This window comes from Pseudomonas sp. Irchel s3f19 (assembly GCF_900187555.1).
GTDB lineage: Bacteria > Pseudomonadota > Gammaproteobacteria > Pseudomonadales > Pseudomonadaceae > Aquipseudomonas > Aquipseudomonas capeferrum.
In genome coordinates, this window is the sequence record NZ_FYDW01000001.1 from 484,456 (window position 1) to 508,085 (window position 23,630).

The 23,630-nt window shown below is 64.8% G+C and carries 19 protein-coding genes; 9 read left to right on the forward strand and 10 right to left on the reverse strand.

Annotated features, from left to right (window positions below; genetic code table 11):
• Positions 1 to 274: 274 nt before the first annotated feature.
• Positions 275 to 1,957, forward strand: a complete 1,683-nt coding sequence (locus tag CKW22_RS02210) for an electron transfer flavoprotein-ubiquinone oxidoreductase (RefSeq protein ID WP_077068488.1) — start codon at positions 275 to 277, stop codon at positions 1,955 to 1,957.
• A 69-nt stretch (positions 1,958 to 2,026) separates the two neighbouring features.
• Here the strand turns inward: CKW22_RS02210 and CKW22_RS02215 are convergent, their stop codons facing one another.
• The 5 genes from CKW22_RS02215 to CKW22_RS02235 all read right to left on the reverse strand — a co-directional run bounded on the left by CKW22_RS02215 (position 2,027) and on the right by CKW22_RS02235 (position 5,334).
• Positions 2,027 to 2,428 (reverse strand): type II TA system antitoxin MqsA family protein, encoded by a 402-nt coding sequence (locus CKW22_RS02215; RefSeq protein ID WP_033699296.1) that lies wholly within the window; start codon positions 2,426 to 2,428, stop codon positions 2,027 to 2,029.
• Positions 2,388 to 2,726 carry a type II toxin-antitoxin system MqsR family toxin gene (locus tag CKW22_RS02220; protein WP_052040617.1) on the reverse strand — a complete coding sequence of 113 codons (339 nt, stop codon included), beginning with the start codon at positions 2,724 to 2,726 and terminating at the stop codon, positions 2,388 to 2,390. The genes CKW22_RS02215 and CKW22_RS02220 overlap by 41 nt, the downstream gene beginning before the upstream one ends.
• A gap of 94 nt (positions 2,727 to 2,820) precedes the next feature.
• Entirely contained in the window at positions 2,821 to 4,146 is a 1,326-nt protein-coding gene (locus CKW22_RS02225; protein ID WP_047581286.1) for an MFS transporter, read from the reverse strand.
• Positions 4,147 to 4,215: 69 nt separating this feature from the next.
• Entirely contained in the window at positions 4,216 to 4,689 is a 474-nt protein-coding gene (locus CKW22_RS02230; protein WP_033699301.1) for a response regulator, read from the reverse strand.
• A gap of 168 nt (positions 4,690 to 4,857) precedes the next feature.
• A complete protein-coding gene (locus CKW22_RS02235) occupies positions 4,858 to 5,334 on the reverse strand; it encodes a sigma-70 family RNA polymerase sigma factor (protein WP_033699303.1) in 477 nt (158 codons plus the stop codon).
• A gap of 231 nt (positions 5,335 to 5,565) precedes the next feature.
• On the opposite strand from CKW22_RS02235, the gene CKW22_RS02240 reads away from it, so the two are divergent.
• From CKW22_RS02240 to CKW22_RS02250, 3 genes are read left to right on the forward strand one after another with little or no spacing between them, the layout of a single operon-like run.
• A complete protein-coding gene (locus CKW22_RS02240; RefSeq protein ID WP_047581288.1) occupies positions 5,566 to 6,738 on the forward strand; it encodes an efflux RND transporter periplasmic adaptor subunit in 1,173 nt (390 codons plus the stop codon).
• Positions 6,739 to 8,703 (forward strand): MacB family efflux pump subunit, encoded by a 1,965-nt coding sequence (locus tag CKW22_RS02245; RefSeq protein WP_095063693.1) that lies wholly within the window; start codon positions 6,739 to 6,741, stop codon positions 8,701 to 8,703.
• Between the two features lie 3 nt (positions 8,704 to 8,706).
• Positions 8,707 to 10,110, forward strand: a complete 1,404-nt coding sequence (locus CKW22_RS02250) for an efflux transporter outer membrane subunit (protein WP_095063694.1) — start codon at positions 8,707 to 8,709, stop codon at positions 10,108 to 10,110.
• Between the two features lie 340 nt (positions 10,111 to 10,450).
• Here the strand turns inward: CKW22_RS02250 and CKW22_RS02255 are convergent, their stop codons facing one another.
• On the reverse strand, positions 10,451 to 12,076 hold the full coding sequence (locus CKW22_RS02255; RefSeq protein WP_095063695.1) for a PvdJ/PvdD/PvdP-like protein: 1,626 nt from the start codon (positions 12,074 to 12,076) through the stop codon (positions 10,451 to 10,453).
• A 198-nt stretch (positions 12,077 to 12,274) separates the two neighbouring features.
• Between CKW22_RS02255 and CKW22_RS02260 the strand changes: the two genes are divergently transcribed.
• Positions 12,275 to 13,621 carry a dipeptidase gene (locus CKW22_RS02260; protein ID WP_095063696.1) on the forward strand — a complete coding sequence of 449 codons (1,347 nt, stop codon included), beginning with the start codon at positions 12,275 to 12,277 and terminating at the stop codon, positions 13,619 to 13,621.
• 16 nt (positions 13,622 to 13,637) lie between these two features.
• Positions 13,638 to 14,918 carry an aminotransferase class V-fold PLP-dependent enzyme gene (locus CKW22_RS02265; protein ID WP_033699315.1) on the forward strand — a complete coding sequence of 427 codons (1,281 nt, stop codon included), beginning with the start codon at positions 13,638 to 13,640 and terminating at the stop codon, positions 14,916 to 14,918.
• A gap of 35 nt (positions 14,919 to 14,953) precedes the next feature.
• Here the strand turns inward: CKW22_RS02265 and CKW22_RS02270 are convergent, their stop codons facing one another.
• The gene (locus CKW22_RS02270; protein ID WP_095063697.1) at positions 14,954 to 15,922 is read right to left on the reverse strand and encodes an alpha/beta hydrolase; all 969 of its coding nucleotides are present in this window, start codon (positions 15,920 to 15,922) and stop codon (positions 14,954 to 14,956) included.
• Between the two features lie 142 nt (positions 15,923 to 16,064).
• Between CKW22_RS02270 and CKW22_RS02275 the strand changes: the two genes are divergently transcribed.
• The gene (locus CKW22_RS02275; RefSeq protein ID WP_047581297.1) at positions 16,065 to 17,186 is read left to right on the forward strand and encodes a cupin-like domain-containing protein; all 1,122 of its coding nucleotides are present in this window, start codon (positions 16,065 to 16,067) and stop codon (positions 17,184 to 17,186) included.
• A 162-nt stretch (positions 17,187 to 17,348) separates the two neighbouring features.
• Here the strand turns inward: CKW22_RS02275 and CKW22_RS02280 are convergent, their stop codons facing one another.
• The 3 genes from CKW22_RS02280 to CKW22_RS02290 form a co-directional block, all read right to left on the reverse strand.
• Positions 17,349 to 18,740 carry an aspartate aminotransferase family protein gene (locus CKW22_RS02280; protein WP_095063698.1) on the reverse strand — a complete coding sequence of 464 codons (1,392 nt, stop codon included), beginning with the start codon at positions 18,738 to 18,740 and terminating at the stop codon, positions 17,349 to 17,351.
• Positions 18,741 to 18,915: 175 nt separating this feature from the next.
• Entirely contained in the window at positions 18,916 to 20,238 is a 1,323-nt protein-coding gene (locus CKW22_RS02285) for an ATP-binding protein (protein ID WP_033699320.1), read from the reverse strand.
• On the reverse strand, positions 20,235 to 20,918 hold the full coding sequence (locus tag CKW22_RS02290; protein WP_033699321.1) for a response regulator transcription factor: 684 nt from the start codon (positions 20,916 to 20,918) through the stop codon (positions 20,235 to 20,237). Before CKW22_RS02290 ends, CKW22_RS02285 begins: the two co-directional genes overlap by 4 nt.
• Before the next feature lie 163 nt (positions 20,919 to 21,081).
• Here CKW22_RS02290 and dsbD point away from each other — a divergent pair, with 163 nt between their 5' ends.
• Positions 21,082 to 22,794, forward strand: coding sequence for a protein-disulfide reductase DsbD (gene dsbD / locus CKW22_RS02295; protein WP_047581299.1), 1,713 nt, complete (start codon positions 21,082 to 21,084; stop codon positions 22,792 to 22,794).
• The gene (locus tag CKW22_RS02300; protein ID WP_047581301.1) at positions 22,794 to 23,630 is read left to right on the forward strand and encodes a TlpA family protein disulfide reductase; all 837 of its coding nucleotides are present in this window, start codon (positions 22,794 to 22,796) and stop codon (positions 23,628 to 23,630) included. The genes dsbD and CKW22_RS02300 overlap by 1 nt, the downstream gene beginning before the upstream one ends.

Here is a 23,630-nt window from a genome sequence, read left to right on the forward strand (position 1 = left end):
CGGCGAACGTAAAACCGCTCGTATCTTGACCGCAACACCCAATCCGGTCAATACGGCAAATCGGTCACCCTCCAGCCGCACTCCTGTGATTTTACTGGCCTGCGGCAAATTCAAACAAACGTTTGTATTGGACCCGCCAAGTGGTGTAGATATAATGCGCGGCCAAGACAAAACGGTGTAGTCCATCCTCTGCGCTGCTACAGCTCCGCGCCCGTGAAGCGCGGTGCGCATGATCACCCCACACCCATAAGACCAAGCAACAGCACGAGCCTTGATGAGTAGGAGAGAACCAGTGGAACGCGAATACATGGAATTCGACGTGGTCATCGTCGGCGCCGGCCCGGCGGGGCTGTCCGCCGCCTGCCGCCTGAAGCAGAAGGCCGCCGAAGCCGGTAGCGAGATCAGCGTCTGCGTGGTCGAGAAAGGCTCTGAAGTCGGTGCCCACATCCTCTCCGGCGCGGTATTCGAACCGCGCGCACTGAACGAGTTGTTCCCCGACTGGAAAGAACTCGGCGCACCGCTCAACACTGCGGTAAAGCGCGACGACATCTACGTGCTCAAGGATGGCGGCAGCTCGATCAAGGTCCCGGACCTGTTCGTGCCCAAGACCATGCACAACGAGGGCAACTACATCATCTCGCTGGGCAACCTGTGCCGCTGGCTGGCCCAGCAGGCCGAGAACCTGGGCGTGGAGATCTACCCAGGTTTCGCTGCCCAGGAAGCGCTATTCGATGAAAACGGCGTGGTGCGCGGTATCGTCACCGGCGACCTGGGTGTCGACCGCGAAGGCAACCCGAAAGACGGCCTGTACACCCCTGGCATGGAACTGCGCGCCAAGTACACGCTGTTCGCCGAAGGCTGCCGTGGGCACATCGGCAAGCAGCTGATCAAGCGCTTCAACCTCGACAGTGAATCCGACGTCCAGCATTACGGCATCGGCCTCAAGGAAATCTGGGAAATCGACCCGAGCAAGCACGAACAGGGCCTGGTGGTACACACTGCCGGCTGGCCGCTGGACGTGGTGAGCACCGAGAACACCGGTGGCTCGTTCCTGTATCACCTGGAAAACAACCAGGTGGTGGTCGGCCTGATCGTCGACCTGTCCTACGCCAACCCGTACCTGTCGCCGTTCGACGAGTTCCAGCGCCTCAAGCACCACCCGGTGATCAGCCAGTACCTCGAAGGCGGCAAGCGCATCAGCTACGGCGCCCGCGCCCTGGCCAAGGGCGGGATCAACTCGCTGCCGAAGATGGTCTTCAACGGTGGCGCGCTGATCGGTTGCGACTTGGGCACCATGAACGTGGCCAAGATCAAGGGCAGCCACACGGCGATGAAGTCTGGCATGCTCGCCGCCGACGCAGTGGCCGACGCATTGATTGCCGGCAGCGAGGGTGGCGACGCACTCACTACCTATGTCGACGCCTTCAAGGCCAGCTGGCTGCATGAAGAGCTGTTCGCCAGCCGCAACTTCGGCCCGGCCATGCACAAGTTCGGCCCGTTGTTCGGCGCAGCCTTCAACTATGTCGACCAGAACTGGTTCGGCGGCAAGCTGCCGTTCACCTTGCACGACACCAAGCCGGACTACGCCTGCCTCAAGCTCGCGGCCGATTCGAAAAAAATCGACTACCCGAAACCAGACGGCAAGCTCAGCTTCGACAAGCTCAGCTCGGTATTCCTCTCCAGCACCAACCATGAAGAGGAACAACCCTGCCACCTGAAGCTGACCGACCCGAACGTACCGATCGCCAGCAACCTGCCGCTGTACGACGAGCCGGCCCAACGCTACTGCCCGGCCGGCGTGTACGAAGTGGTCAGCCAGGAAGACGGCAGCAAGCGCTTCCAGATCAACGCGCAGAACTGCGTGCACTGCAAGACCTGCGACATCAAGGACCCGGCCCAGAACATCACCTGGGTTACCCCTGAAGGCGCCGGCGGGCCGAACTACCCGAACATGTAAGGCCATGCCCCTGCAGCAACAAAAGCCCCTGCCTCCTTGGAGTCAGGGGCTTTTTGTTGCCTGCTCGCATCAGGCTGTACGCACTTCCTCGAACAGTTCGGGGTGGCGATCCAGTAGCTTCAGCAGCTTTACCAGCGCCACGGGTGGCGTGGTCTTGCCATTTTCATAACGGGAGAACGCATTGACCCCGCCACCAAAAATTTCCCCCGCTTGCCGCTGATCGAGGTCGAACTTCCTGCGTATGGAGGCAATGAAAGAAGGGTCCACTACAGTTGCATTGACTTGGCGCTCGAATGCCGTCATCAGATCGCTGACACGCATGGCTTGATCATGGCTCAGCACGCACTCACCGCATGCGGAACAATAATCGCCACTTACGTCCGGGATCAGGGTCGTCTCTCCCTTGTAGCGATAAGGCATGCCCTGAGTGTCAGGTGCAAGCTCGGCACCCCCGCAAATTGGACATCTCATGATTACAACTCCTTGAAGGCACGATAAGCACGTCGTTGACCACGGACACTTTCAGGTAAACGTAGCCAACCGCTGTAAACGGGCGGTATACGTCCTGCCAAACCCGGTGATCAATATGGCTGGTCATGCTTTTGTAGAAATCAGTGCGCTTCAAGCTAGTGCTTACCTCAAGCATGCCCGGAAAATCCATTCCTAGCGCCTTAGCATCTCTTAATGCAGTGCCCGTAGGGCTGACGCGCCTTGCCGCAGTCAGGGCTTTTATCCGCTCCAGCGGGCAATGAGGCGTTCTCTTTTCCATGAGAAATTAACCTTCCAGGTTAAATTTGGCTAATAGGTTATTCCAATAGCCCCCACCTGGAAGTCTGCCCCACCCCCCACCTGCCTCTAATGCCTCATTTGTCACCACACATGATCGGCATCCGCTCCGCCGCAAACGCCAAAGGCTCACGACGCCCGAAATACAGGGCCGTGAGCAGCCCCACCGCGCCCATGATCAGACAAAAGCCGACACACACCCACGGGCTCCACGGCATCAGAGCGATCAGCGCCAAGGGCGTGGTACTCGCCCACAGGGCATAGGCAATGTTGTAGGTGAAGGAGATGCCCGAAACCCGGATCTGCGCCGGGAACAGCCCGACCATCACCGACGGCACCACGCCCACCACGCCGCAGCACAGCCCCGCCAGCGCATAGGCCAGCCAGGTCATGCCCCACTGCCCCACCAGGCTCGCATACAACGCCCCGATACCCAGCGGCAGCAGCAGGCTGTAGATCATCAGCGCACGCCAGGCGCCCAGGCGATCGACCAGCAGCCCGGCCAGCACACAGCCGATATTCAGGAACACGATACCTACACTGCTCAAGGCAAAGGTGTGCGCAGCGGTCATGCCGAAGCGCTGCTGCATCACCGTCGGCGTGATCACCACCAACACCACCACTGCCGACGTCAGCACGCAGGTCAGCAGCGCTGCCGGGAGCAACGCCCCACGATGCTCGCCCAGCACCCGCCGCAGGGGGAACGCCACGGGTTGTTCCTTACGCTCGCGCAAGGCCATGAACACCGGTGTTTCACTTAGCCAGCGGCGCAACCACACGCCGATCACACCAAATACCCCCCCGAGCAGGAAGGGGTAACGCCAGGCGTAATCGAGAATTTCCTGCGCGGTAAACGCCTGGGCCAACAAGGTCGCGGTCAGCGCCCCCAGCAGGTAGCCAAAGGTCAACCCGGCTTGCAGGAAACCCAAGGCATAACCGCGCCGACCTTGCGGCGCGTGCTCGGCAACGAACGTCCAGGCGCTTGGCACCTCCCCGCCGACCGCAGCCCCCTGCAGAATGCGCAGTGCCAGCAAAATCAGTGGCGCCGCGTAGCCGATGTCGGCATAGGTTGGCATCACCCCGATCAGCAGGCACGGCAGGGCCATCATCAGGATGCTCAGGCTGAACACCCGCTTGCGCCCCAAGTGATCGGCGAAATGCGCCATGACGATGCCCCCCAGCGGCCGCGCCAGGTAGCCCGTCACGAAGATTCCGAAGCTTTGCAGCAGGCGCAGCCATTCGGGCATTTCGGGCGGGAAGAACAACTTGCTCAGGGTCAGGGCGAAGAACACGAAGATGATGAAATCGTAGATTTCCAGCGCGCCACCCAGCGCCGCCAGGCCCAGGGTCCGGTGGTCGCCACGGCTGAACCGGGGCGGGCGAGCGGTATCGATGGCAGTCATGGCAGGGTCCGCAGATCGGCAAAGGGCAAGAGGATAGCAAATACCTGCCTTGCCCTGCCCGCCTTGGCGCTAGCGGCTGAACACCGTCTGCGCGAAGTTCACCCGCGGGCGCAGTGTGCTGGCCGGAGCTGCCACAGGCAGTGGCAGCTTGCCGACCAGCAGCGGCGCGTCGATGATCGCCATGAACGACTCGAGCGCCTCGTTATCCGGCGCCTGCGGCAGGCTCAGGCTGACGGACTGGCGTTCGGTCTGCGGCACGGCGGGCACTTTCAACTGCGAGGAGTGATAAAGCAGCGCATGCTGGATCTGCGTGCTGACCCGGCAGAAGCGCGCCAGGTCGACGCCAACATGGCTGGCCAGCTCGATGTTGCCCAACAGCAGGTGAAAGGGCTGCAAGGCACACTGCACCAGGCGCTGCAGCTCCTCGAAGCTGTCCACGGGTGCAATCCGGTAATAGCCAAGGCCATTGAGCAGTTTCTCCAGCTGCAAACGCTGGCAAGGATGCTCGTCGGCGATGAGGATGCGCAGGGTCTTGTTTGCCATTGTCGGACCTGGGCAGTAGGTAAAAAGGGACACTCCCTGACCATACTGCGCCAGTAACGGCAATCGCCAAAGCTATGCCTGGCTGGGGTCTCTCTTGATAGTTGTCGGGAAACCCGCAGAAATCAAGTGACGGGGTGACGGAATTTTCATCCGCCTTTCACCCGTTTTTCAGGATTCCCACTCGCGCATGCGCACACGGCAGTGCTTCATGGCATTGACGATGTGCTTTTCAACCACACTGCGGGACACCCCCAGATGCTCGGCAATCTGCTGATGCGACAGGCCATCGAGCTTGCGCAGCAGGAAGCAGTCGCGACAAACCTTGCCCAGTTCATCCAGGGCGCGCTGCATCAGCGCCAGGCGCTGGTCGAGCTGCATGTCGTGGGTGAGTGCCGGGCTGTGCCAGCGCTCGTCGCTGTCGAGTACCTCCAGCGGTTCGGCCTGACGCACCTGGTGGCGCCGGTGACGATCGACCACCAGGTTGAGCGCTGTGCGGTAGAGAAAGGCACGCGGATGCTCGATCCGTTCGGCATCGGTACGTTCCAGTACCCGCAGATAGGCATCGTGCGCGACGTCTTCGGCAGCCTGACGACTGCCCAGGCGCGCGGAGAGGAAGCCCACCAGTTCGCGATAGTAATGTTCCACGACGTTACCTGAGGTCGTCCTGCCTGCCTTTGCCAGAAAGCCGTTTCGGGCAGCTACGCGGGACTGAGTGATGTCAACGTGCGATAGTACAAACTATAATTATTCTCAGCAACACGGCATCCTCCCCTCCGATCACGCTAAATCCGTACCGTCAGCCTTCGTCTAACTGGGACCTCAGTGCGCGCCGCTTTCTTGGCTGTGCGTGGCCATCACCCCTGGCTGGAAGTCTGCATGAGACGTTTACCCCACACCCGCCGTCGGATACTGCTCGGTGGCTTGGCCCTGCTAAGCCTGGGCAGCTTGCTGGCCTGGAAGACCCTGCCCTTCGGCGCGCAGCCGTTCAGCACGGTCGCCGTCACCCGCACCGACATCGAAAGCAGCGTCACCGCCTTGGGCACCCTGCAGCCGCGGCGCTACGTCGACGTGGGTGCCCAGGCTTCCGGGCAGATCCATAAATTGCACGTCGAAGCCGGCGACCCGGTGCGCAAAGGCCAGTTGCTGGTCGAGATCGACCCCTCCACCCAGCAAGCCAGGCTCGACGCCGGGCGCTATTCGATCGACAACCTCAAGGCCCAGCTGGCCGAGCAGCGCGCACAGTTTCAACTGGCCCAGCAGCAGCTCAAGCGCCAGCGCGACCTGGCCGCCGCCGGGGCAACCCGCGACGAAGACGTCCAGGCCGCCGATGCCCAACTCAAGGTGACCCAGGCACGCATCGAAATGTTCCAGGCGCAGATCCGCCAGGCCCAGGCCAACCTGCGCAGTGACGAGGCGGAGCTGGGCTATACGCGGATCTATGCGCCCATGGACGGCACCGTGGTGGCGGTCGATGCCCGTGAAGGCCAGACCCTCAACGCGCAACAGCAGACGCCGTTGATCCTGCGCATCGCCAAGCTTTCGCCCATGACCGTCTGGGCCCAGGTATCGGAAGCCGACATCGGCAAGGTCAAACCTGGCATGACCGCCTACTTCACCACCCTGGCCGGCGGCAAACGCCGCTGGACCAGCACGGTGCGGCAGATTCTGCCAATCCCGCCCAAGCCGCTGGACCAGACCAGCCAGGGCGGTGGCAGCCCGGCCAGCGCCGTCAATGGCACCACCGGCAGCCAAGTGGTGCAGTACACCGTGCTGCTGGACGTCGACAACCCGGACGGCGCCCTGATGGCCGAGATGACCACCCAGGTGTTCTTTGTCGCAGGCCAGGCCAGCCAGGTGCTGACCGTGCCACTTGCGGCGCTGGACGACAGCGAAGGCCTGCGCCTCGCCCGGGTACTCAACAGCAAAGGCGAAGTGGAACAGCGCCAGGTGCGTACCGGCCTGAGCGACCGCCTGCGGGTGCAGGTGCTCGACGGCCTCAGCGAAGGCGAGCGCCTGGTCATCGGCGCCCCCAGCGTCAGCGGAGGTTGAATGACGACGCCCCTGATCGAACTGATCGACATCCGCAAGTCCTACGGCGGCGTCGATACCCCCAAGGTCGACATCCTCCAGGGCATCAGCCTGAGCATTCACCCTGGCGAATTCGTCGCCATCGTCGGCGCATCCGGTTCAGGCAAATCGACGCTGATGAACATCCTCGGCTGCCTCGACCGGCCAACCGCCGGCAGTTATCACTTTGCCGGCAAGGACGTGGCCGAGCTGGACAGCGACGAGCTGGCCTGGTTGCGCCGCGAAGCCTTTGGCTTCGTGTTCCAGGGCTACCACCTGATCCCCTCGGGCTCGGCGCAGGAGAACGTCGAGATGCCGGCCATTTACGCCGGCATCGCCGCCAGCGAGCGCCACGCGCGCGCAACCGCCCTGCTCACCCGCCTTGGCCTGACCAGCCGCACCGGCAACCGCCCGCACCAGTTGTCCGGCGGCCAGCAACAACGGGTGTCAATTGCCCGGGCGCTGATGAACGGCGGCCACATCATCCTCGCCGACGAACCCACCGGCGCGCTCGACAGCAACAGCGGCACCGAAGTCATGGCGCTGCTCGACGAACTGGCCAGCCAGGGCCATGTAATCATCCTGATCACCCACGACCGCGAAGTGGCGGCGCGGGCGCAACGGGTCATCGAAATCCGTGATGGCCTGATCATCAGCGATTCGGCCGCCGAGCATACCCCCGTCAACACCGACCAAGGGCTGCAGGCCGACGACCTGCGCCAGCGCCTGGACCGCGGCGCGACCCTGCGCGGGGCATGGAAAGGTGAACTGATCGAAGCCCTGCAGGCGGCCTGGCGGGTGATGTGGGTCAACCGCTTTCGCACCGCATTGACGCTGCTCGGCATTGTCATCGGGGTGGCCTCGGTGGTGGTCATGCTGGCCGTCGGCGAAGGCAGCAAGCGTCAGGTCATGGCGCAAATGGCGGCATTCGGCTCGAACATCCTCTACCTCAACGGCAAGCCGGCAACGCTCGGCGAGCAGGCCGGCACCATCACCCTCGACGACGTCGCCGCCATCGGCGAACTGCCCCAGGTCAAACACGTCATGCCTGTGATTGGCGAGAAGATGATGGTGCGTCACGGCAACAACAGCCAGCAGTTCTATGTCGGCGGCAACAACACCTGGTTCCCGGAGATCTTCAACTGGCCAGCGGTCGAGGGCGCCTTCTACACCGAGGCCGACGAAGCCAATGCGGCGGCCGTGGCAGTGATCGGCCAAAAGGTGCGGGAAAAGATGCTCGACCCCGGGCGCGACCCGTTGGGGCAGTACATCCTGATTGGCAACGTGCCGTTCCAGGTCGTCGGCATCCTTGCCGGCAAGGGCGCCAGTTCCGGCGACCAGGACAGCGACGGGCGCATCGCGGTGCCCTACTCCGCCGCGGCGATCCGCCTGTTTGGCCAGCGTGACCCGGACTACATCACCGTTGCCGCCCTCGACTCCACACGGGTCAACGAAGCCGAAGCGGCCATCGATCAGCTGCTGCGCCAGCGCCACCAAGGCCGTCAGGACTTCGAGCTGACCAACGATGCGGCATTGATCCAGGCCGAAGCACGCACGCAGAACAGCCTGTCGCTGATGCTGGGGGCGATCGCCGCAATTTCACTGCTGGTGGGCGGCATCGGGGTGATGAACATCATGCTCATGACCGTGCGCGAACGCACCCGTGAAATTGGCATCCGCATGGCCACCGGCGCGCGTCAGCGCGACATCCTGCGGCAGTTTCTGAGCGAGGCCGTGATGCTGTCGATGGTGGGCGGCATTGCCGGCATCGTCCTGGCCCTGGCCATCGGCGGCGGCCTGATGCTGGCCGAGATCGCCGTGGCCTTTGCCCTGCCTGCCATATTCGGCGCGTTCGCCTGCGCTGTCGTCACCGGCATCGTGTTCGGCTTCATGCCGGCCCGCAAGGCCGCCCGACTCGACCCGGTCAAAGCCCTTACCAGCGAATAACCCATGACTCTGCCAAGCCGTATCAGCCTGTTGACCTTGTGCCTGAGCCTCGCCGCTTGCAGCACGCCCCCTACTCCCGAAAGCGGCATCACTGCACCGCAAGCCTGGCAAGGCGAGGTCGAGCCGTCATCTGCCCAACTGCCGTCAGCACAATGGTGGCGTGCCTTCGCCAGTAGCGAGCTGGACCGCCTGGTCGAGCGCGCCCGGCTCAACGCCCACGACCTGGCGGCTGCCACGGCACGGGTGCGCCAAGCCCAGGCCCAGGCTGTTATCGCTGGCGCGCCGTTGCTGCCCGAACTGAACCTGGGCCTGGATGGCAGCCGCCAACGCCTGTTGCATGGCAAAGGCAACGACCAGCTGGACGTCAGCAGCAACGAGCGCACCAGTACCTCCTTCGACCTGAAACTCAGTGCCAGCTACGAGATCGATTTCTGGGGCGGCCTGCGCGCCGCCCGCACCAGCGCGATGCACAGCCTCGACGCCAGCCGCTTCGATCAGCAAACCGTCGAACTGACCCTGGTCAGCGCCGTGGCCGACAGCTATCTGCAAGGCCTTGCCCTGGCAGAACAGTTGAACATCGCCCGGCTCAACCTGCGCAATGCGCGTGACGTACTGGGCCTGGTCGAAGCCCGCCAGCGCACAGGTTCGGCCACGCGCCTGGAGCTGGCCCAGCAGCGCAGCCTGGTGGCCGCCCAGGAGCGACAGGTGCCGTTGCTTGAACAGAAATGGCAAGACAGCCAGGTCACCTTGGCCACGCTGCTGGGCGACCCAGTCCAGGCCCTGCCGCCCAGCCGTGAAGCGATCGATGCCCTGCAGTGGCCAGCCATTGGCAGTGGCATCCCCAGCGAGCTGCTAAGCCGTCGCCCGGACATCGCCGCAGCCGAAGCACGGCTGGCAGCGGCAAGCGCCGACGTACAGGTGGCCAGGGCCGCCATGCTGCCGAAGCTGACCCTGGGGGCCAATCTGGGCAGCGGCGCCAATACCTTTGCGCGTGTCTTCGACAGCTCGTTCTACACCCTCACTGCCGGGCTGGTCGCGCCGGTCTTCAACAACGGCCGGTTAAGGGCCTCGCGCGACCTGGCGGAAGCCGAACAGGTCGAACTGTTGGAGACTTACCGGGGCAGCATCCTGGCGGGTTTCGCCGATGTCGAGAAAGCGCTCAACGCTATTCATGGCGTGGACCGCCAGCGCCAGTGGCAGGACGAGGAGGTGCAGCAGGCGCGCCTGGCTTTTGACCTGGCCCAGCAGCGTTATGGTGCAGGCGCCGAGACCCTGCTCAGCGTGCTGGAAACCCAGCGCACGTTGTACCTGGCGCAAGATCAGCAGGCGCAGTTACGGCTGGCACGGTTGCAAGGGAGTGTGGCGCTTTACAAGGCGTTGGGGGGTGGGTGGAAGGTTGGGCAGTAGCTGGGCGTAGGGCGGTAGATTTTCGGCGCCTCAGTGCCAGGCTTGGCATTTTCAGCGCCTATGAGATCGAGCGCCGCCCGCGCGGCGCATCGCGGCGCAAGGCCGCTCCCACATTTGTTTCGGGCCAGTCATGCCTGCGACATAGGCGCTCGACCCCTTGTTTGTACGACGCGATATCGAGGTGAACACCAAAGGGGCCGCGCACCAATGCTTCAGGAATAATTGGCCCGAAACAAATGTGGGAGCGGCCTTGCGCCGCGATGCGCCGCGCGGGCGGCGCTCGATCTCATAGGCGCTACAAAATCACCGCCCTACGCCCCGAGGCTACCCCCAACCGATATCAACGCCCCCGCACGCCCACCTTCAAATTCCGCGCATACCAAGGCCGCTGTGGCACCTTGGGCCGCAACTTGCCAAACAGGTCCTCATCGCTATAGATAATGCGCAAGGCCAGCTTCATCGTTTCCGGGTCCATCTCCACACTGCGCCCCGGCCGCAACCCCGGCACCGTAGAGCACCCGTGCGTATCAGGCCCCAACCAAGGGTCGGCCACTTCAACCCAGCGCCCTGGCGCAAACCAAGGCACACCATTGATTTCAAGGCGCCGCACCTCACCGGGGTGAACCCGCTCATGGGCCCGAAACCAGTCCTCGATGCGGTCGTCGATCCAGCCATGAAACTGCCAGAACACCGGGTTCACGTGGGATGAAAACGGGTCGCCAAGAAAGTCGTTCTCCGCCGCGAACCAGCGCAAGGCGAAATCGTCAGGCGTGCGCGCCGTCGGCACCGGCATGCCGTTGACAGGGTCACGCGGCACCGAAGCCCAACGCATGTGCAGCCAGTCATGCAGGCCCAGCTCCACTTCCGAACCGAACTGGCCCAAGGTCAACGTGCTCAGGTATTCAGGGTCACTGTAACGCGACTCCCAGACCTGGAAGTTGCCATGGTAGGTATCCGGGCTCTTGATGTCGCGCACCCACTGGGTGTATTCCGCGTCGCCGCTCGCCAGCCAGGTGGGCGGCAAGGCATTGCCGTCGTGGTTGTCGAAATAGCGGGCGAAGCCTGCGCGGTCGCGCTCAAGCTCCGGCTGTGGCTGCGGAAACCGCGCCCATGAAGGCAGGTCCTGCAAGGCTCGCGCGCTGCCGAGCATATGCCGGTGCATGAAAAAGAAGTCTTCGCCCGAGCCGTTGCGGTCCTTGTGCCGGCCACGCGCGTCACGCTCCCGCTCACGCGGCCCCGGCTGCCAGCCCAAGCCGCGCAGGGCGGCATGTTTTTCCTTGTCCAGCTTGTGCCATTTGTCACGCGAGGCATGCCACAACTGGTGAAACAGACGGTGCTCCGGGGTGATCAGCCAGGCCAGCAACTGCGGGCTCAGTGGCGTGCGCTCACGCGCCTCGGGGAAGGTGTGCTTGAGCGCCAGAAAGTGGTTGTCCTGCACCGGCAACGCCAGCGCACGGTCCAGTTGCGCAATGCGCCCATTGAGGGTTGCTGGCCCGGCATTGCCGAAGCGGCCCCAGACCTCGTCGATGACGATATGGCATTCATAGCGCGCCTGCGTTTCGCCTGGCTGGGTCGAGAACAAGCGCCAGCGCAAGGTGCCTGGTTTGTCTGCCAGCAGGTCGCCCACCACCCGGTACCGCGGCTGTTCATCACTGCGCAGACGCTCGGGGGTGTCCAGATAACCACGCAGCGCCCGCCCACTGGGTGCAACATCCAGGAACAACTCCAGTTCGCCATCAGGCAAGCCTTGCAGGCCCGCGTCCTTGCCCTGCAAGGTCCAGCGCCAGATCCCGCGCAAGGTGTCACCCAACTGCTGCAACGGTGTATCGGCCAGTTCGACGACCGCCTCGCCGGGGGTTTCCGGGAACGCTTCGGCGGCCCATTGGCGCTGGGCATACCACGCACCGGGCACCACCGCGCCCGTCAATGCCACACCGGCGATGAACCCACGTCGAGAAATCGTCATTGCAACTACCTGTGCATTGATTGCGGCCATGGAGCACGGCCCGTCCAAGGCTAGAACGTTGTACACAGCGCAAAATTTACCGTTGCTGGCGCAGACGAGCCGCCGTGGCTGGCTAAATTTCCACACGGCAGGCTCGTTCACTCCAGGTAGCGGCGGCCTCTGTGCCCATCCCTCGACGGTGAACCTACTGAGACCAAGATGACGACTCCACGCTGGAAGAAAGCCCTGTTTATCAGCCTGGCCGCGGCCGTGACCGCAGGTGCCGGTTTTGCCGCCTGGCACTACTTCAACACGCCGGCAGGCTACTCCAGAGAAGTGGTGCGCCAGGCCAACGACCTGCAGGAACGCATCATCTCGTTCGACAGCCATGTCACCCTGCCGCTGACCTTCGGCACCGAAGGCAGCGAGGCTGACAAAGACGGCAACGGCCGCTTCGACCTCGCCAAGGCCGCCCGCGGGCGGTTGTCCGGCGCCGCACTGACCATCTTCGCCTGGCCCGAATCCTGGACCGGCGACGATGGCCCGCACCGGCCGACCGCAGGCTTCGTCGAAGCCGCGCGCCACACCCAGGAAGTGCGCTACAACGCCATCGACGCCATGGTCCGCGACTTCCCCGAGCAGGTCGGTATCGCCTACACCCCGCAAGACATGCGGCGCCTGCATGGCGAGGGCAAGTTCGCAGTGTTCCTCAGCATGCTCAATGCCTATGCCCTGGGCGACGACATCGATCAGCTGGACCGCTGGGCCGCACGCGGCGTGCGCATGTTCGGCTTCAGCTATGTGGGCAACAACAGCTGGGCCGACTCTTCGCGCCCGCTGCCGTTCTTCAATGACACCGCCGATGCCCTGGACGGCCTTTCGCCGGTCGGCAAACGTGCCGTGCAGCGGCTCAACGACCTGGGCGTGATCATCGATGTGTCGCAGATGTCGAGCAAGGCGCTGGCCCAGGCCATCAGCCTCAGCCGCGCGCCCGTGGTGGCTTCGCATTCGGCCCCGCGGGCCATGGTCGATATCGCCCGTAACCTGTCCGACAAGGAGATGCAACTGATCAAGGACAGCGGTGGCGTGATCCAGCTGGTGGCGTTTTCAACCTATCTCAAGCCGCTGAGCCCCAAGACCCAGGGCAAACTCAACGACCTGCGCGCCCGCTACGACCTGCCGCCACTGGCCAACCTCAACTACGCGTTGATGCCGGGCGACCCGGTCATCGCCGGCTGGCCCGAACAGAAAGTGGGCCAGTACGCCAACGCGTTGTACGGGATCCTCGACGAAGAACCAGCGGCCACGCTCAAGGACTTTGGCGACGCCATCGACTACACGGTGCGCAAGGTGGGCATCGACCATGTGGGCCTGAGCTCGGACTTCAACGAAGGCGGCGGCATCGACGGCTGGCACGACGCCAGCGAAGCGCGCAACGTGACCGCCGAGCTGATCAGCCGCGGTTATTCCGAGGCCGATATCGCCAAGCTCTGGGGCGGCAACTTCCTGCGCGTGTGGGAACAGGTGCAGCACGCCGCACAACCCGCCACCACCTCGTCCCGATAAGCCTGCGAGTGCCTTCATGAACCATCGCCGTACCTTTCTCAAGCAGGCAGGCCTCCTGGCCGCCGCCCTGCCCTTGGCCAGCCAGTGGCTGCCGGGCGCACACGCCGCCTCGCCAGCTGCAGGTGGCGACGCCTGGGCAGGCTTTCGCAGCCTGTTCGAGCTGGACCCGGAGTACGCGCACTTCGCCAACTTCCTGATCACCTCACACCCAAAGCCCGTGCGCGAGGCCATCGAAGCCCTGCGCGCGAACTTCGACCGGCACCCAGCACGCATGGTCGACTGGGACAGCCAGGCGGAGTGGAAGCACGAAGCCGCCGTGCGCGAGTGGGCGGGCCGCTACCTGGAAGTGAACCCTCGGCAGATCGCCCTGACCGGCAGCACCACAGAAGGCCTGGGCCTGATCTATGGCGGCCTGAAGCTTGCGCCGGGGCAGGAGATCCTCACCACCGTGCACGAGCATTCGGCGGCGCGCCATACCCTGGGCTTTCGCACCGCGCGCGATGGCACGCCGGTGCGCAGGTTGCGCCTTTTCGACAACCCCGCGTTGGTCAGCACTGACCAGGTACTGGGCACCCTCGCTGCGGCCATCAGCCCCAAGACCCGCGTGCTGGGCATGACCTGGGTGCATTCGGGCAGCGGTGTGAAGCTGCCTGTCGGCGAGATCGGCGCACTGGTGCGCGAGGTCAATCGGCAGCGCGACGAGCGCGATCAAATTATCTATGTGATCGACGGCGTGCATGGCTTCGGCGTCGAGGACATGCGCTTTGCCGACCTGAACTGCGACTACTTCATCGCCGGCACCCACAAGTGGATGTTCGGGCCACGCGGCACCGGGATCATCTGCGCGGCCTCCACCGAGCTCAAGCACCTGAACCCGACCATCGCCACGTTTTCCGAGAATGAAGACTTCGCCACCGTGATGACCCCCGGCGGCTACCATGCCTTCGAGCACCGCTGGGCGCTGGGCAAGGCGTTCGAACTGCACCTGCAGCAGGGTAAGGCGAAGGTCCAGGCGCGTATTCATGGGCTCAACGACTACCTAAAGCAACGCCTTGAGGCGCTTGAGGCGGTCGAGCTGGTGACGCCCCGCAGTGCTCATTACTCGGCAGGTTTCACCTTCTTCAGGGTCAAGGGTCAGGAGGCAGATGACGTGGCTGGGTACCTGAACAGCCAGCGCATTGTCGTCGATGCCGTGTCGCGTGATGCCGGGCCGGTGGTGCGTACCGCGCCTGGGTTGCTCAATACAGAAGCCGAGATCGACCGGCTGGTCGATGTGCTGGGACGGCGGGTGCGCTGAGCTGCAGGAAGGGGCGCAAAGCGCCCCCGGCAATCTCAAGCCTTATCCCCAACCCCCTCCAGCCAACGCCCCACATCCTGGTAGATATCGCCCACCTGCCCAACAATCCCCGACATGCGCAAAAAGTCATGGGTCAGCCCCTCGACCCGGGCGAACGTCACCTCGGTCCCGCCCGCTACCAACCAATCACGGTAGGCAATCCCTTCGTCATGCAACGGATCGTACTCGGCCACGAACAGATAAGCCGGCGCCAACGGCGCGCGCAGCGTCGACAGCAAGGGCGACACGCGCCAGTCCAGGCGCTGCTCCGGCTGCGGCGCATAGTGCTGGTAGAACCACTCCAGGGTAGGCGTTTCCAGCAGGTAGCCTTCGGCATGTTGCCGATGGGACTCGCGCTGGCAGGAAATATCGGTCACCGGGTAAAACAGCAACTGCGCCAGCGGCTTGAACGCCAACGCCTCGGGCTGTTCGACCGCGGTGATGGCCAGTACCGCAGCCAGGCTGGCGCCGACGCTGTCCCCCGCCAGCACCACTCGGCGATTGTCTAGCCCCAGCGCTGGCGCCTGTTCGGCCAGCCAGTTGGCGGTATCCAGCACATCGTGCAGCGCCACCGGAAACGGCTGTTCCGGTGCCAGTCGGTAGTCCGCCGCCAGCACTGCGAACTCGCCCATGGCTGCGAGACGGCGGCACACCGAATCATGCGAGTCGAGGCTGCCTACAACGTAACCGCCACCGTGCAGGTAGAAAATCACCGGCTGCAAAGCACCGTCCGCGTCGTCCGCGCGGTACAGCCGTGCTGGCAGGCTGGCGCCATCACGCGCCGGGACGTTCAGCTCGCTCACCTGCAGGCTGCCGGGCGGGCTGGGGTCGAGCACTTGCGAGCTGCCCTCGAACTCCGCCCGGGCCTGGGCCACGTCCATCGCGTGCATGGGCAGGCTTCTGCCCGTCAACCGGCCAAATTCGACCAGCTCCAGAAAACCCGCCAGATCAGGGTGCAATGCCATGTTGGATCCTTGCTTGAACAATGTGACTCGGCTATCCCTACGGAACGTAGGAGGCCCCGCGAAAATTAGCGGCAGGCACGGCTAAATCGACGACGGACACACTCGTTATCCCTGCACAACGAAACCCCGTCAGAGGCTAACCGTGGACCTTCAGAGCATCCTCAGCAAACTGTTCGCCAACGCCCATGCCGTCGGCATCGAAGGCGTGTTCCAGTTCGTCTTCGGCCAGGACCGTGCCTTCTGGTCGGAAGTGCGCGACACCAGCCGCACGGGCGCGGGCCGGCACAGCACCCCGGATGTCACCATCGAAGTGGCCGAGCGCGACTTCCTCGACATCATGGGCGGCACGGCCAATGTCGAGGAACTGTTCGCCAGCGCACGCCTGAAAATCACCGGCAACATGGGCCTGGCTACCTTGCTGCCGCAGATCATCAACAACGCCCGCAAAGGTGCGGCGCCGGCCAAGGTGGCGATGAACCAGCGCTACCCCACGCCGGCACGCCTCAGCGAACGGGTTTCGGCGGCGCTGCCAGTGCAGCGCGAGGTGCTGCGCATAGCCCGGGCCGACATGCCGCTGTCGCGCTTTCAAAGCGAGTTTCTGTCGCATGGCACCCCTGTGGTACTCAGCGACGCCCTGCAGGACTGGCCACTGTTCAGCATGGGCCGCGAGGCTTCGCTCGAGCATTTCGCCGAGCTGCAGGGCATTACCCGGCATGGTGACTACGTCAAGAAAACCTTCTCCACCGACCGCGACTTCCGCTCGACCTCCATGGCCGACTTCATCGCTTCGCTGGACAAACCGGCCAAGCCTGGCGAGACACCGGCCTATATGGGCAACAACATCGTCCCGGAAAAACTCCTGACACTGATCCGCTTTCCGGATTACTTCGAGCGCCAGCGCTTCATCTCGCCCCGTATCTGGATCGGCCCCAAGGGCACCCTGACGCCCCTGCATCGCGACGACACCGACAACCTGTTCGCCCAGGTCTGGGGCCAGAAGTCGTTCATCCTCGCCGCACCTCACCATCGGGCAGCGCTGGGCACCTGGTCGACCAGCCCCAAAGGGGGCCTGGACGGCTGTGACTTCAACCCCGACGCGCCAGACTATCAACGCTTCCCGGCGGCGCGCGAGGTGCCCTTCCTGCGCGTGGTGCTGCAGGCCGGTGACCTGTTGTTCCTGCCAGAAGGCTGGTTCCATCAGGTGGAGTCGGTGTCCACCTCGTTGTCGGTGAACTTCTGGGTGAACTCCGGGCGCGGCTGGTAGCCGCCCTTGCGGGGGTTAATTTGCGGCGGCGTCGGCTCGCTTCTAGAGAAACCCGCTTGCAAGAGGACGCCCGCATGGCCACCCCCACCCGCCTGCCCTTTCACCCTGCAGGGTGTCAACGGGCCCACCTTGGCCGGGGCCGCAACGCGGCCCCGGCATGTGTCAGACCGCTGCTTTCAGGGCCTCGGCAAACCGCTGCGCCACCTCGTCGATCTGCTCGCCACTGATAATCAGCGGGGGCAGGAAGCGCACCACTGCACCGTGGCGCCCACCCAACTCCAGGATCAGGCCACGCTTGAGGCATTCACGCTGAACCTTGGGCGCCAACTCGCGGTTGGCAACAGGGTGCCCCAGGGCATCGCGTAGGCCGTGCGGGTCGACCAGCTCTACCCCGAGCATCAGCCCACGGCCCCGGATATCGCCCAACTGCGGATAATCCCGCTGCAGGTGCAGCAAGTGCTGGCGCAGGCGCTGGCCCATGGCCTCGGCGTGCTCGGCCAGGCGATGCTCGACCAAGTAATGGATCACCGCCGAGCCTGCGGCCATGGCCATCTGGTTGCCACGGAAGGTGCCGGCATGGGCGCCTGGCTTCCAGGTGTCCAGCCAGTCGCGGTACACCACCACCGCCAGCGGCAGGCTGCCGCCGATGGCCTTGGACAAGGTCACCACGTCCGGCACGATACCGGCATGCTCGAAGGCGAACATCCGCCCGGTGCGGGCGAAGCCACTCTGGATCTCGTCGACAATCAGCGCCACGCCGGCTTGCTCGGTGATCCGTCGCACGCCCTTGAGCCACGCGATATCGGCGGGCACCACGCCACCTTCGCCCTGCACCACTTCGAGGATCACCGCTGCCGGCAGAGGCACGCCGCTTTCAGGGTCGAGCAGCAGGTTCTCCAGGTAATGCAGGTTGGCCTTGACCCCGGCTTCGCCACCCAGGCCGAACGGGCAACGGTAGTCGTAGGGGTACGGCATGAACTGCACACCGTTGCCCAGCAGGGCACCCAGCGGCTGTTTCGGCCCGTGGCTGCCCATCAGGCTCAGCGCGCCCTGGCTCATGCCATGGTAGGCGCCCTGGAAGGCCAGCACGGTGCTGCGCCCGGTGGCGCCACGCACCAATTTGAGCGCCGCTTCAACGGCATCGGTGCCGGTCGGGCCGCAGAACTGCACCTTGGCTTCCCGGCGCAGCGCCTCGGGCAGTACGCCGAACAGGTCCTGGACAAAGCGGTCCTTGACCGGCGTGGTCAGGTCGAGGGTGTGCAGCGGCAGTTCGTCGGCCAGCACTTGCTGGATCGCCTCGATTACCACCGGGTGGTTATGGCCCAGGGCCAAAGTGCCGGCGCCGGCCAGGCAGTCGATGAACTGGCGGCCTTCGACATCCTCGACATGGATGCCACGGGCGCGCTTGAGCACCAGTGGAATGCGCCGTGGGTAGCTGCGGGCGTTGGATTCCTGTTGCTGCTGGCGTTGCAGCAGCGGCGAATCGGTGAACTCGTACAGGGGTTGCGGCGCACTGGCCGGCAAGACCTGGGCAAGGCGGGTAGCGGTCGACATGGTAGATCCTCGCAAGCAAGCGAAAGTGCCCCGCCACGCCCCTGTAAGCAGATGTGTGCGGGTAGTTGTCGCTTGGGAAACGCTTAAGCGCCGGGAGGATTTAGCGGTTGCTGCGGGATTTTTGTACAGGGTTGTGATGCCTGGGGATTGTATCTGGTTCACCAAGCCAGGAAAATCAACGACCCGAGCGCGCCGGCACCTGCAACAGCACGCGCAAGCCATCGCTGCGGCTGTCGAAACGCAAGGTGCCGGCGCAACGCTGAACAATCGCCTGGACGATCGCCAAGCCCAGCCCACACCCGCCACTCTGGCCATTGCGCCAGAACCGCTCGGTCAGGTGCTGCAAGTCGTCGTCGGCAATCCCCGGCCCGTGGTCACGCACCATGAAGCCCACCTGGCCGTCAGCCATCTGCACTTCCAGCTCCACCGCGCTTTCGCCACCGTGGCGCAAGGCGTTGTCCAGCAGGTTGCGCAAGGCCGCGACCGCCAGCGGCGCGGGCATGCCCAGGTAGATCTGCGTGGCCTGCTCGGGCAGGCGCAGCACGATCCGCCGGTTGTCGCCGCCGCCGGCATCCTGCACCGCCTGCCGGGCGACCTGCTCGGCGCTGCACTGCACGCCATCCTCGAACGACAGGCTGCCCTCGACACGCGCCAGCATCAGCAGTTGCTCCAGCGTGCGGTGCATGCGGTCGGCACCTTGTTCGGCATGCTCCAGCGCCTGCTCGCGCACCGCGCCATCGGTCATGCGCGCCACCTGCAGGTGGGTCTTGATCGCCGTCAGCGGGCTGCGCAATTCATGCGCGGCGTCATCGGTCAGGCGCCGCTCGCGTTCGAGGGTCTGGGCAATGCGCAGGAACAACTGGTTCTGGGTTTCCAGCAGCGGTTGCAGCTCGCTGGGCATACCGGCCACCTGCAACGGCTCGACACTGTCGGCACGCCGCCGACGCAGGGCGTCGCGCATTCTATTGAGCGGCTCCAGGCCCTTGCCCAGGCCGATCCACAACAGGCCGAGGCTGCCGAGCAACGCCATCAGCACCGGGGCCGAGGCTGCCAGCAGGATCGACTGGTTCAGGGCCTCGCGCTCCATGTGGCGGTCGGCGGTGGTGATGCGCACATCACCGTGGTTGTAGGTAAACGTACGCCACAACGCGTCGTCGATGGTCTGGTCACGGAAGCCGCTGCGCTGATCATCCATGGCCCCGTCATGCTTGTGGTTGCTGGCCAGGATCTCGCCCCGCAGTGAACTCACCTGGCAGGCCATGCCGTCCGGCACGCTGAACTGGTCGGCGGAAAAATGCGCATCCTCGCCCTTGGCCGCCAATGGTTGCGGCAACTGGTCGATCAGCCCGGCAACCATGCGCGCCGAAGCCACCAGGCGCTGGTCGAGGGAAAACATCATCTGCTGGCGCAGGTCGCGCAGCATCCATGCGGCAGCCAGTACCCAGATGATCACGAAGGCACTGCCCAGGATCAGGCTCAGGCGTACCCGCAGGCTCATGGCGCGACCTCCTTCGGTGCCTGCGCAGGGCCAAGCCGGTAGCCCAGGCCACGCACGGTTTCGACGATGCTGTTACCGAGCTTGCGGCGCAAATGGTGAATATGCACATTGAGGGCGTTACTCTCGACCTCGTCACTGAAGCCGTACACGCAATCTTTCAACTGTTCGCTGGACAGCACCCGCCCTGGGTTCTGCAGCAGCGCCTGGAGCAGCGCCTGCTCACGGCGGGAAAGGTCGACCGGCTGGCCGGCCAGGGTCGCTTCGCAGCTGCTGGGGTCATAACGCAGCGGGCCGTGCTCGATGGCATTCACCGCCCGCCCGGCCACACGGCGCAGCAAGGTGTGCAGGCGCGCCGCCAGCTCCCGCAGGTCGAACGGCTTGAGCAGGTAGTCGTCGGCGCCGGCCTGCAGGCCATCGACCCGGTCGGTGACCGCATCGCGTGCCGTGAGCACCAGCACCGGCAGGCTCTCGCCCTGCTGACGCAGGCGCCGCAGCAGCTTGAGGCCGTCTTCATCGGGCAGGCCGAGGTCGAGGATCATCACATCGAACTGCGCCGCCTGGAGCATCGCCCGTGCACCCGCAGCATTGGCGACCCGGTCCACGGTCAAGCCCTGGGCGGTGAGGCCGGCGCAGATGCCGCTGGCGATCAGGTCATCGTCCTCGCAGAGCAGAACGTGCATGGTGGAGCTCCGGGTTGGGTGAGGCAGATACTGCACCACGGGTGGATTAAGTGAAGATTATGGACCTGGCGCGTGCGTTTGGGGGGATGTAGGACCGGGTTAACCTTGGGTTAATCGACCCAGGCCAGCATGGCCCACTTCAACGTACTGCCAAGGCGAAGACATGCGTGCCCTCTTTCTGTTCCTGACACTGCTGCTGGCCGGCCCCCTGCAAGCCAATCCGTTCGACGTCAAACCCGACTTCCTGCCGGTCAACCAGGCCTTTGTGCTGAGCCATGACCGCCAGGCCGATGGCCAGATGCGTCTATTCTTCCAGATCAAGCAAGGCTACTACCTCTACCAGAAGCGCCTGAAGTTCGACGGCCTGCCCGCCGAGCAGCAGCCGCAGTTGCCACCGGCGCTCAACCACCATGACGAATTCTTCGGTGACAGTGCGGTGTACCGCGACCAGCTCGAACTGCTGATCCCTGCCAACGCAAAAGGCCAGTTGCGCCTGGGCTGGCAGGGCTGTGCCGACGCCGGCCTGTGCTACCCGCCGCAGACCACCGCCATCGACCTGGGTGGCAGCGTGGCCCCGGCCGCCGATCAGGCCAGCGACCAGGCCCTGGCCAGCAACCTGCAGCAGGGCAACCTGGCGTGGGGCCTGCTGGCCTTCTTCGGCCTTGGCCTGCTGCTGGCCTTCACCCCCTGCTCGCTGCCGATGCTGCCGATTCTCGCCGGGCTGGTGCTCGGCAATGGCGCCAGCGCCCGACGCGGCTGGTTGCTGGCCGGGGTGTACGTGCTGAGCATGGCCTTGGTATATGCCGCCCTGGGCGTGGTGGCGGCGCTGCTCGGCGCCAGCCTGCAGGCCTGGTTGCAGCAACCCTGGCTGCTGGGCAGCCTGGCGGCATTGTTCGTGGTGCTGGCGCTGCCGATGTTCGGCGCCTTCGAGTTGCAGCTACCCGCCGCCCTGCGCGACCGTCTCGACCGCGCCGGGCAAGGTACACGTGGCGGCAACCTGTACGGTGCCGCGCTGCTCGGGGCGCTCTCCGGCCTGCTGCTCGGCCCGTGCATGACCGCACCGCTGGCCGGGGCGCTGCTGTACATCGCCCAGAGCGGCGACGTGCTGCAGGGCGCGCTGGTGCTGTTCAGCCTTGGCCTGGGCATGGGCGTGCCGCTGCTGTTGCTGGTCACGCTGGGCAATCGCTACCTGCCGCGCCCAGGTGCGTGGATGAACCTGGTCAAGGGCGTGTTCGGCTTCGTGTTCCTGGCCATGGCCCTGTATACCCTGCGCAGCCTGCTGCCACAGGCCCTGCTGCTGGCCCTGAGCGGCGCCTGGCTGATCGCCCTGGCCTGGGCCGCGTGGCCGGCCCTGCAGCGTATGCCTGCGCTGCGCGCGCTGCCTTTGCTGGGCGCGCTGTGGGGCGGGCTGTTGCTGGTCGGTGCGGCGGCCGGGGGCGATGACCTCTGGCAACCCTTGCGGCCGTTCGCCGGGGGTAGCGGGCCTGCGGCGGTGCAACCGGCAGAGGATGCATTCGTGACCGTCAGCCGCCCCGAAGACCTGCAACGTGAGCTGGACGCCGCCAAGGCCCGTGGCCAATGGGTGATGCTCGACTACTATGCCGACTGGTGCGTGTCGTGCAAGGTCATGGAAAAGAAGGTGTTCGCCCGCGCCGACGTACACACCAGCCTGGCGGGCGTGCACCTGCTGCGCCTGGACGTCACCGCCAACACCCCGGCCAGCCAGGCACTGCTGCAACGCTACCAGGTACCCGGCCCGCCCAGCATCATCTGGGTCGGCCCGGAAGGCGACGAACGCCGTGCGCGACGCATCACCGGTGAAGTGGATGCTGCCGCGTTCCTGCAACACTGGACCCAGACCAGGAGCCAAGGCTGATGCTGACCGTAACCCTCGGGCCATTGACCATGGCCCTCAACCACCTGCTGATGCTCACTGCCCTGGTGATCGCCAGTGTGGTCGGCTGGTGGGTCGCCCGCCGCGGCGGCGAAAGCCCGGAGTCGGCACTCTTCAACCTGTTTCTGATTGGCGTGCTGTGCGCGCGCCTGGGCTTCGTCGTGGCCTACTGGCCGATGTACCGCGATGACCTGGTGCAAGTCATCGACATCCGCGACGGCGGCTTCCTGTTCTGGTCCGGCCTTGCCGGCATCGTGCTCGGCGCGCTCTGGCAAGGCTGGCGACACCCGGGCCTGCGCCGTCCTCTGGGTTGGGCCTTGTTCAGCGGTGCGCTGTTCTGGGGCCTCAGCAGTCTGGGCGGCCACCTGTACAGCAAAGGCACCGAGCTGCCTGAGCTGAGCCTGCGCAACGCCGGCGGGCAGCCCGTGGCGCTGCACAGCTACCGTGGCAAGCCACTGGTCATCAACATCTGGGCCACCTGGTGCCCGCCCTGCCGGCGCGAAATGCCGGTGCTGCAACAGGCCCAAGGTGACTACCCCCACGTAACCTTCCTCTTCGTCAACCAGGGTGAGACGCCCGAGAACGTCAGCACTTTCCTCGCCACCACCGGCCTGAGCCTGACCCACGTGCTGTTCGACGGCGCCGGCCAACTGGCCCAGCGGGTCGGCTCGATGGCCCTGCCTACCACGCTGTTCTACGACAGTAACGGGCGGCTGATCGACAGCCACCTAGGCGAGCTGTCACGGGCCAGCCTGCGCCACGCCCTGGAACCTTTCGACCGGGCCGCCGCGCCCACCCCTGCCGCACAAGGAAACTGA

Excerpts from the sequence above, each read along its gene's own strand:
- CKW22_RS02265 (WP_033699315.1), top strand. The coding sequence starts at position 13,638 with ATGAACCATCGCCGTACCTTTCTCAAGCAGGCAGGCCTCCTGGCCGCC.
- CKW22_RS02300 (WP_047581301.1), top strand. The coding sequence starts at position 22,794 with ATGCTGACCGTAACCCTCGGGCCATTGACCATGGCCCTCAACCACCTG.
- CKW22_RS02230 (WP_033699301.1), bottom strand. The coding sequence starts at position 4,689 with ATGGCAAACAAGACCCTGCGCATCCTCATCGCCGACGAGCATCCTTGC.
- CKW22_RS02250 (WP_095063694.1), top strand. The coding sequence starts at position 8,707 with ATGACTCTGCCAAGCCGTATCAGCCTGTTGACCTTGTGCCTGAGCCTC.
- CKW22_RS02290 (WP_033699321.1), bottom strand. The coding sequence starts at position 20,918 with ATGCACGTTCTGCTCTGCGAGGACGATGACCTGATCGCCAGCGGCATC.
- CKW22_RS02270 (WP_095063697.1), bottom strand. The coding sequence starts at position 15,922 with ATGGCATTGCACCCTGATCTGGCGGGTTTTCTGGAGCTGGTCGAATTT.
- CKW22_RS02220 (WP_052040617.1), bottom strand. The coding sequence starts at position 2,726 with ATGGAAAAGAGAACGCCTCATTGCCCGCTGGAGCGGATAAAAGCCCTG.
- CKW22_RS02210 (WP_077068488.1), top strand. The coding sequence starts at position 275 with ATGAGTAGGAGAGAACCAGTGGAACGCGAATACATGGAATTCGACGTG.
- CKW22_RS02225 (WP_047581286.1), bottom strand. The coding sequence starts at position 4,146 with ATGACTGCCATCGATACCGCTCGCCCGCCCCGGTTCAGCCGTGGCGAC.
- CKW22_RS02215 (WP_033699296.1), bottom strand. The coding sequence starts at position 2,428 with ATGAGATGTCCAATTTGCGGGGGTGCCGAGCTTGCACCTGACACTCAG.
- CKW22_RS02260 (WP_095063696.1), top strand. The coding sequence starts at position 12,275 with ATGACGACTCCACGCTGGAAGAAAGCCCTGTTTATCAGCCTGGCCGCG.
- CKW22_RS02245 (WP_095063693.1), top strand. The coding sequence starts at position 6,739 with ATGACGACGCCCCTGATCGAACTGATCGACATCCGCAAGTCCTACGGC.
- CKW22_RS02240 (WP_047581288.1), top strand. The coding sequence starts at position 5,566 with ATGAGACGTTTACCCCACACCCGCCGTCGGATACTGCTCGGTGGCTTG.
- dsbD (WP_047581299.1), top strand. The coding sequence starts at position 21,082 with ATGCGTGCCCTCTTTCTGTTCCTGACACTGCTGCTGGCCGGCCCCCTG.
- CKW22_RS02280 (WP_095063698.1), bottom strand. The coding sequence starts at position 18,740 with ATGTCGACCGCTACCCGCCTTGCCCAGGTCTTGCCGGCCAGTGCGCCG.
- CKW22_RS02255 (WP_095063695.1), bottom strand. The coding sequence starts at position 12,076 with ATGACGATTTCTCGACGTGGGTTCATCGCCGGTGTGGCATTGACGGGC.
- CKW22_RS02285 (WP_033699320.1), bottom strand. The coding sequence starts at position 20,238 with ATGAGCCTGCGGGTACGCCTGAGCCTGATCCTGGGCAGTGCCTTCGTG.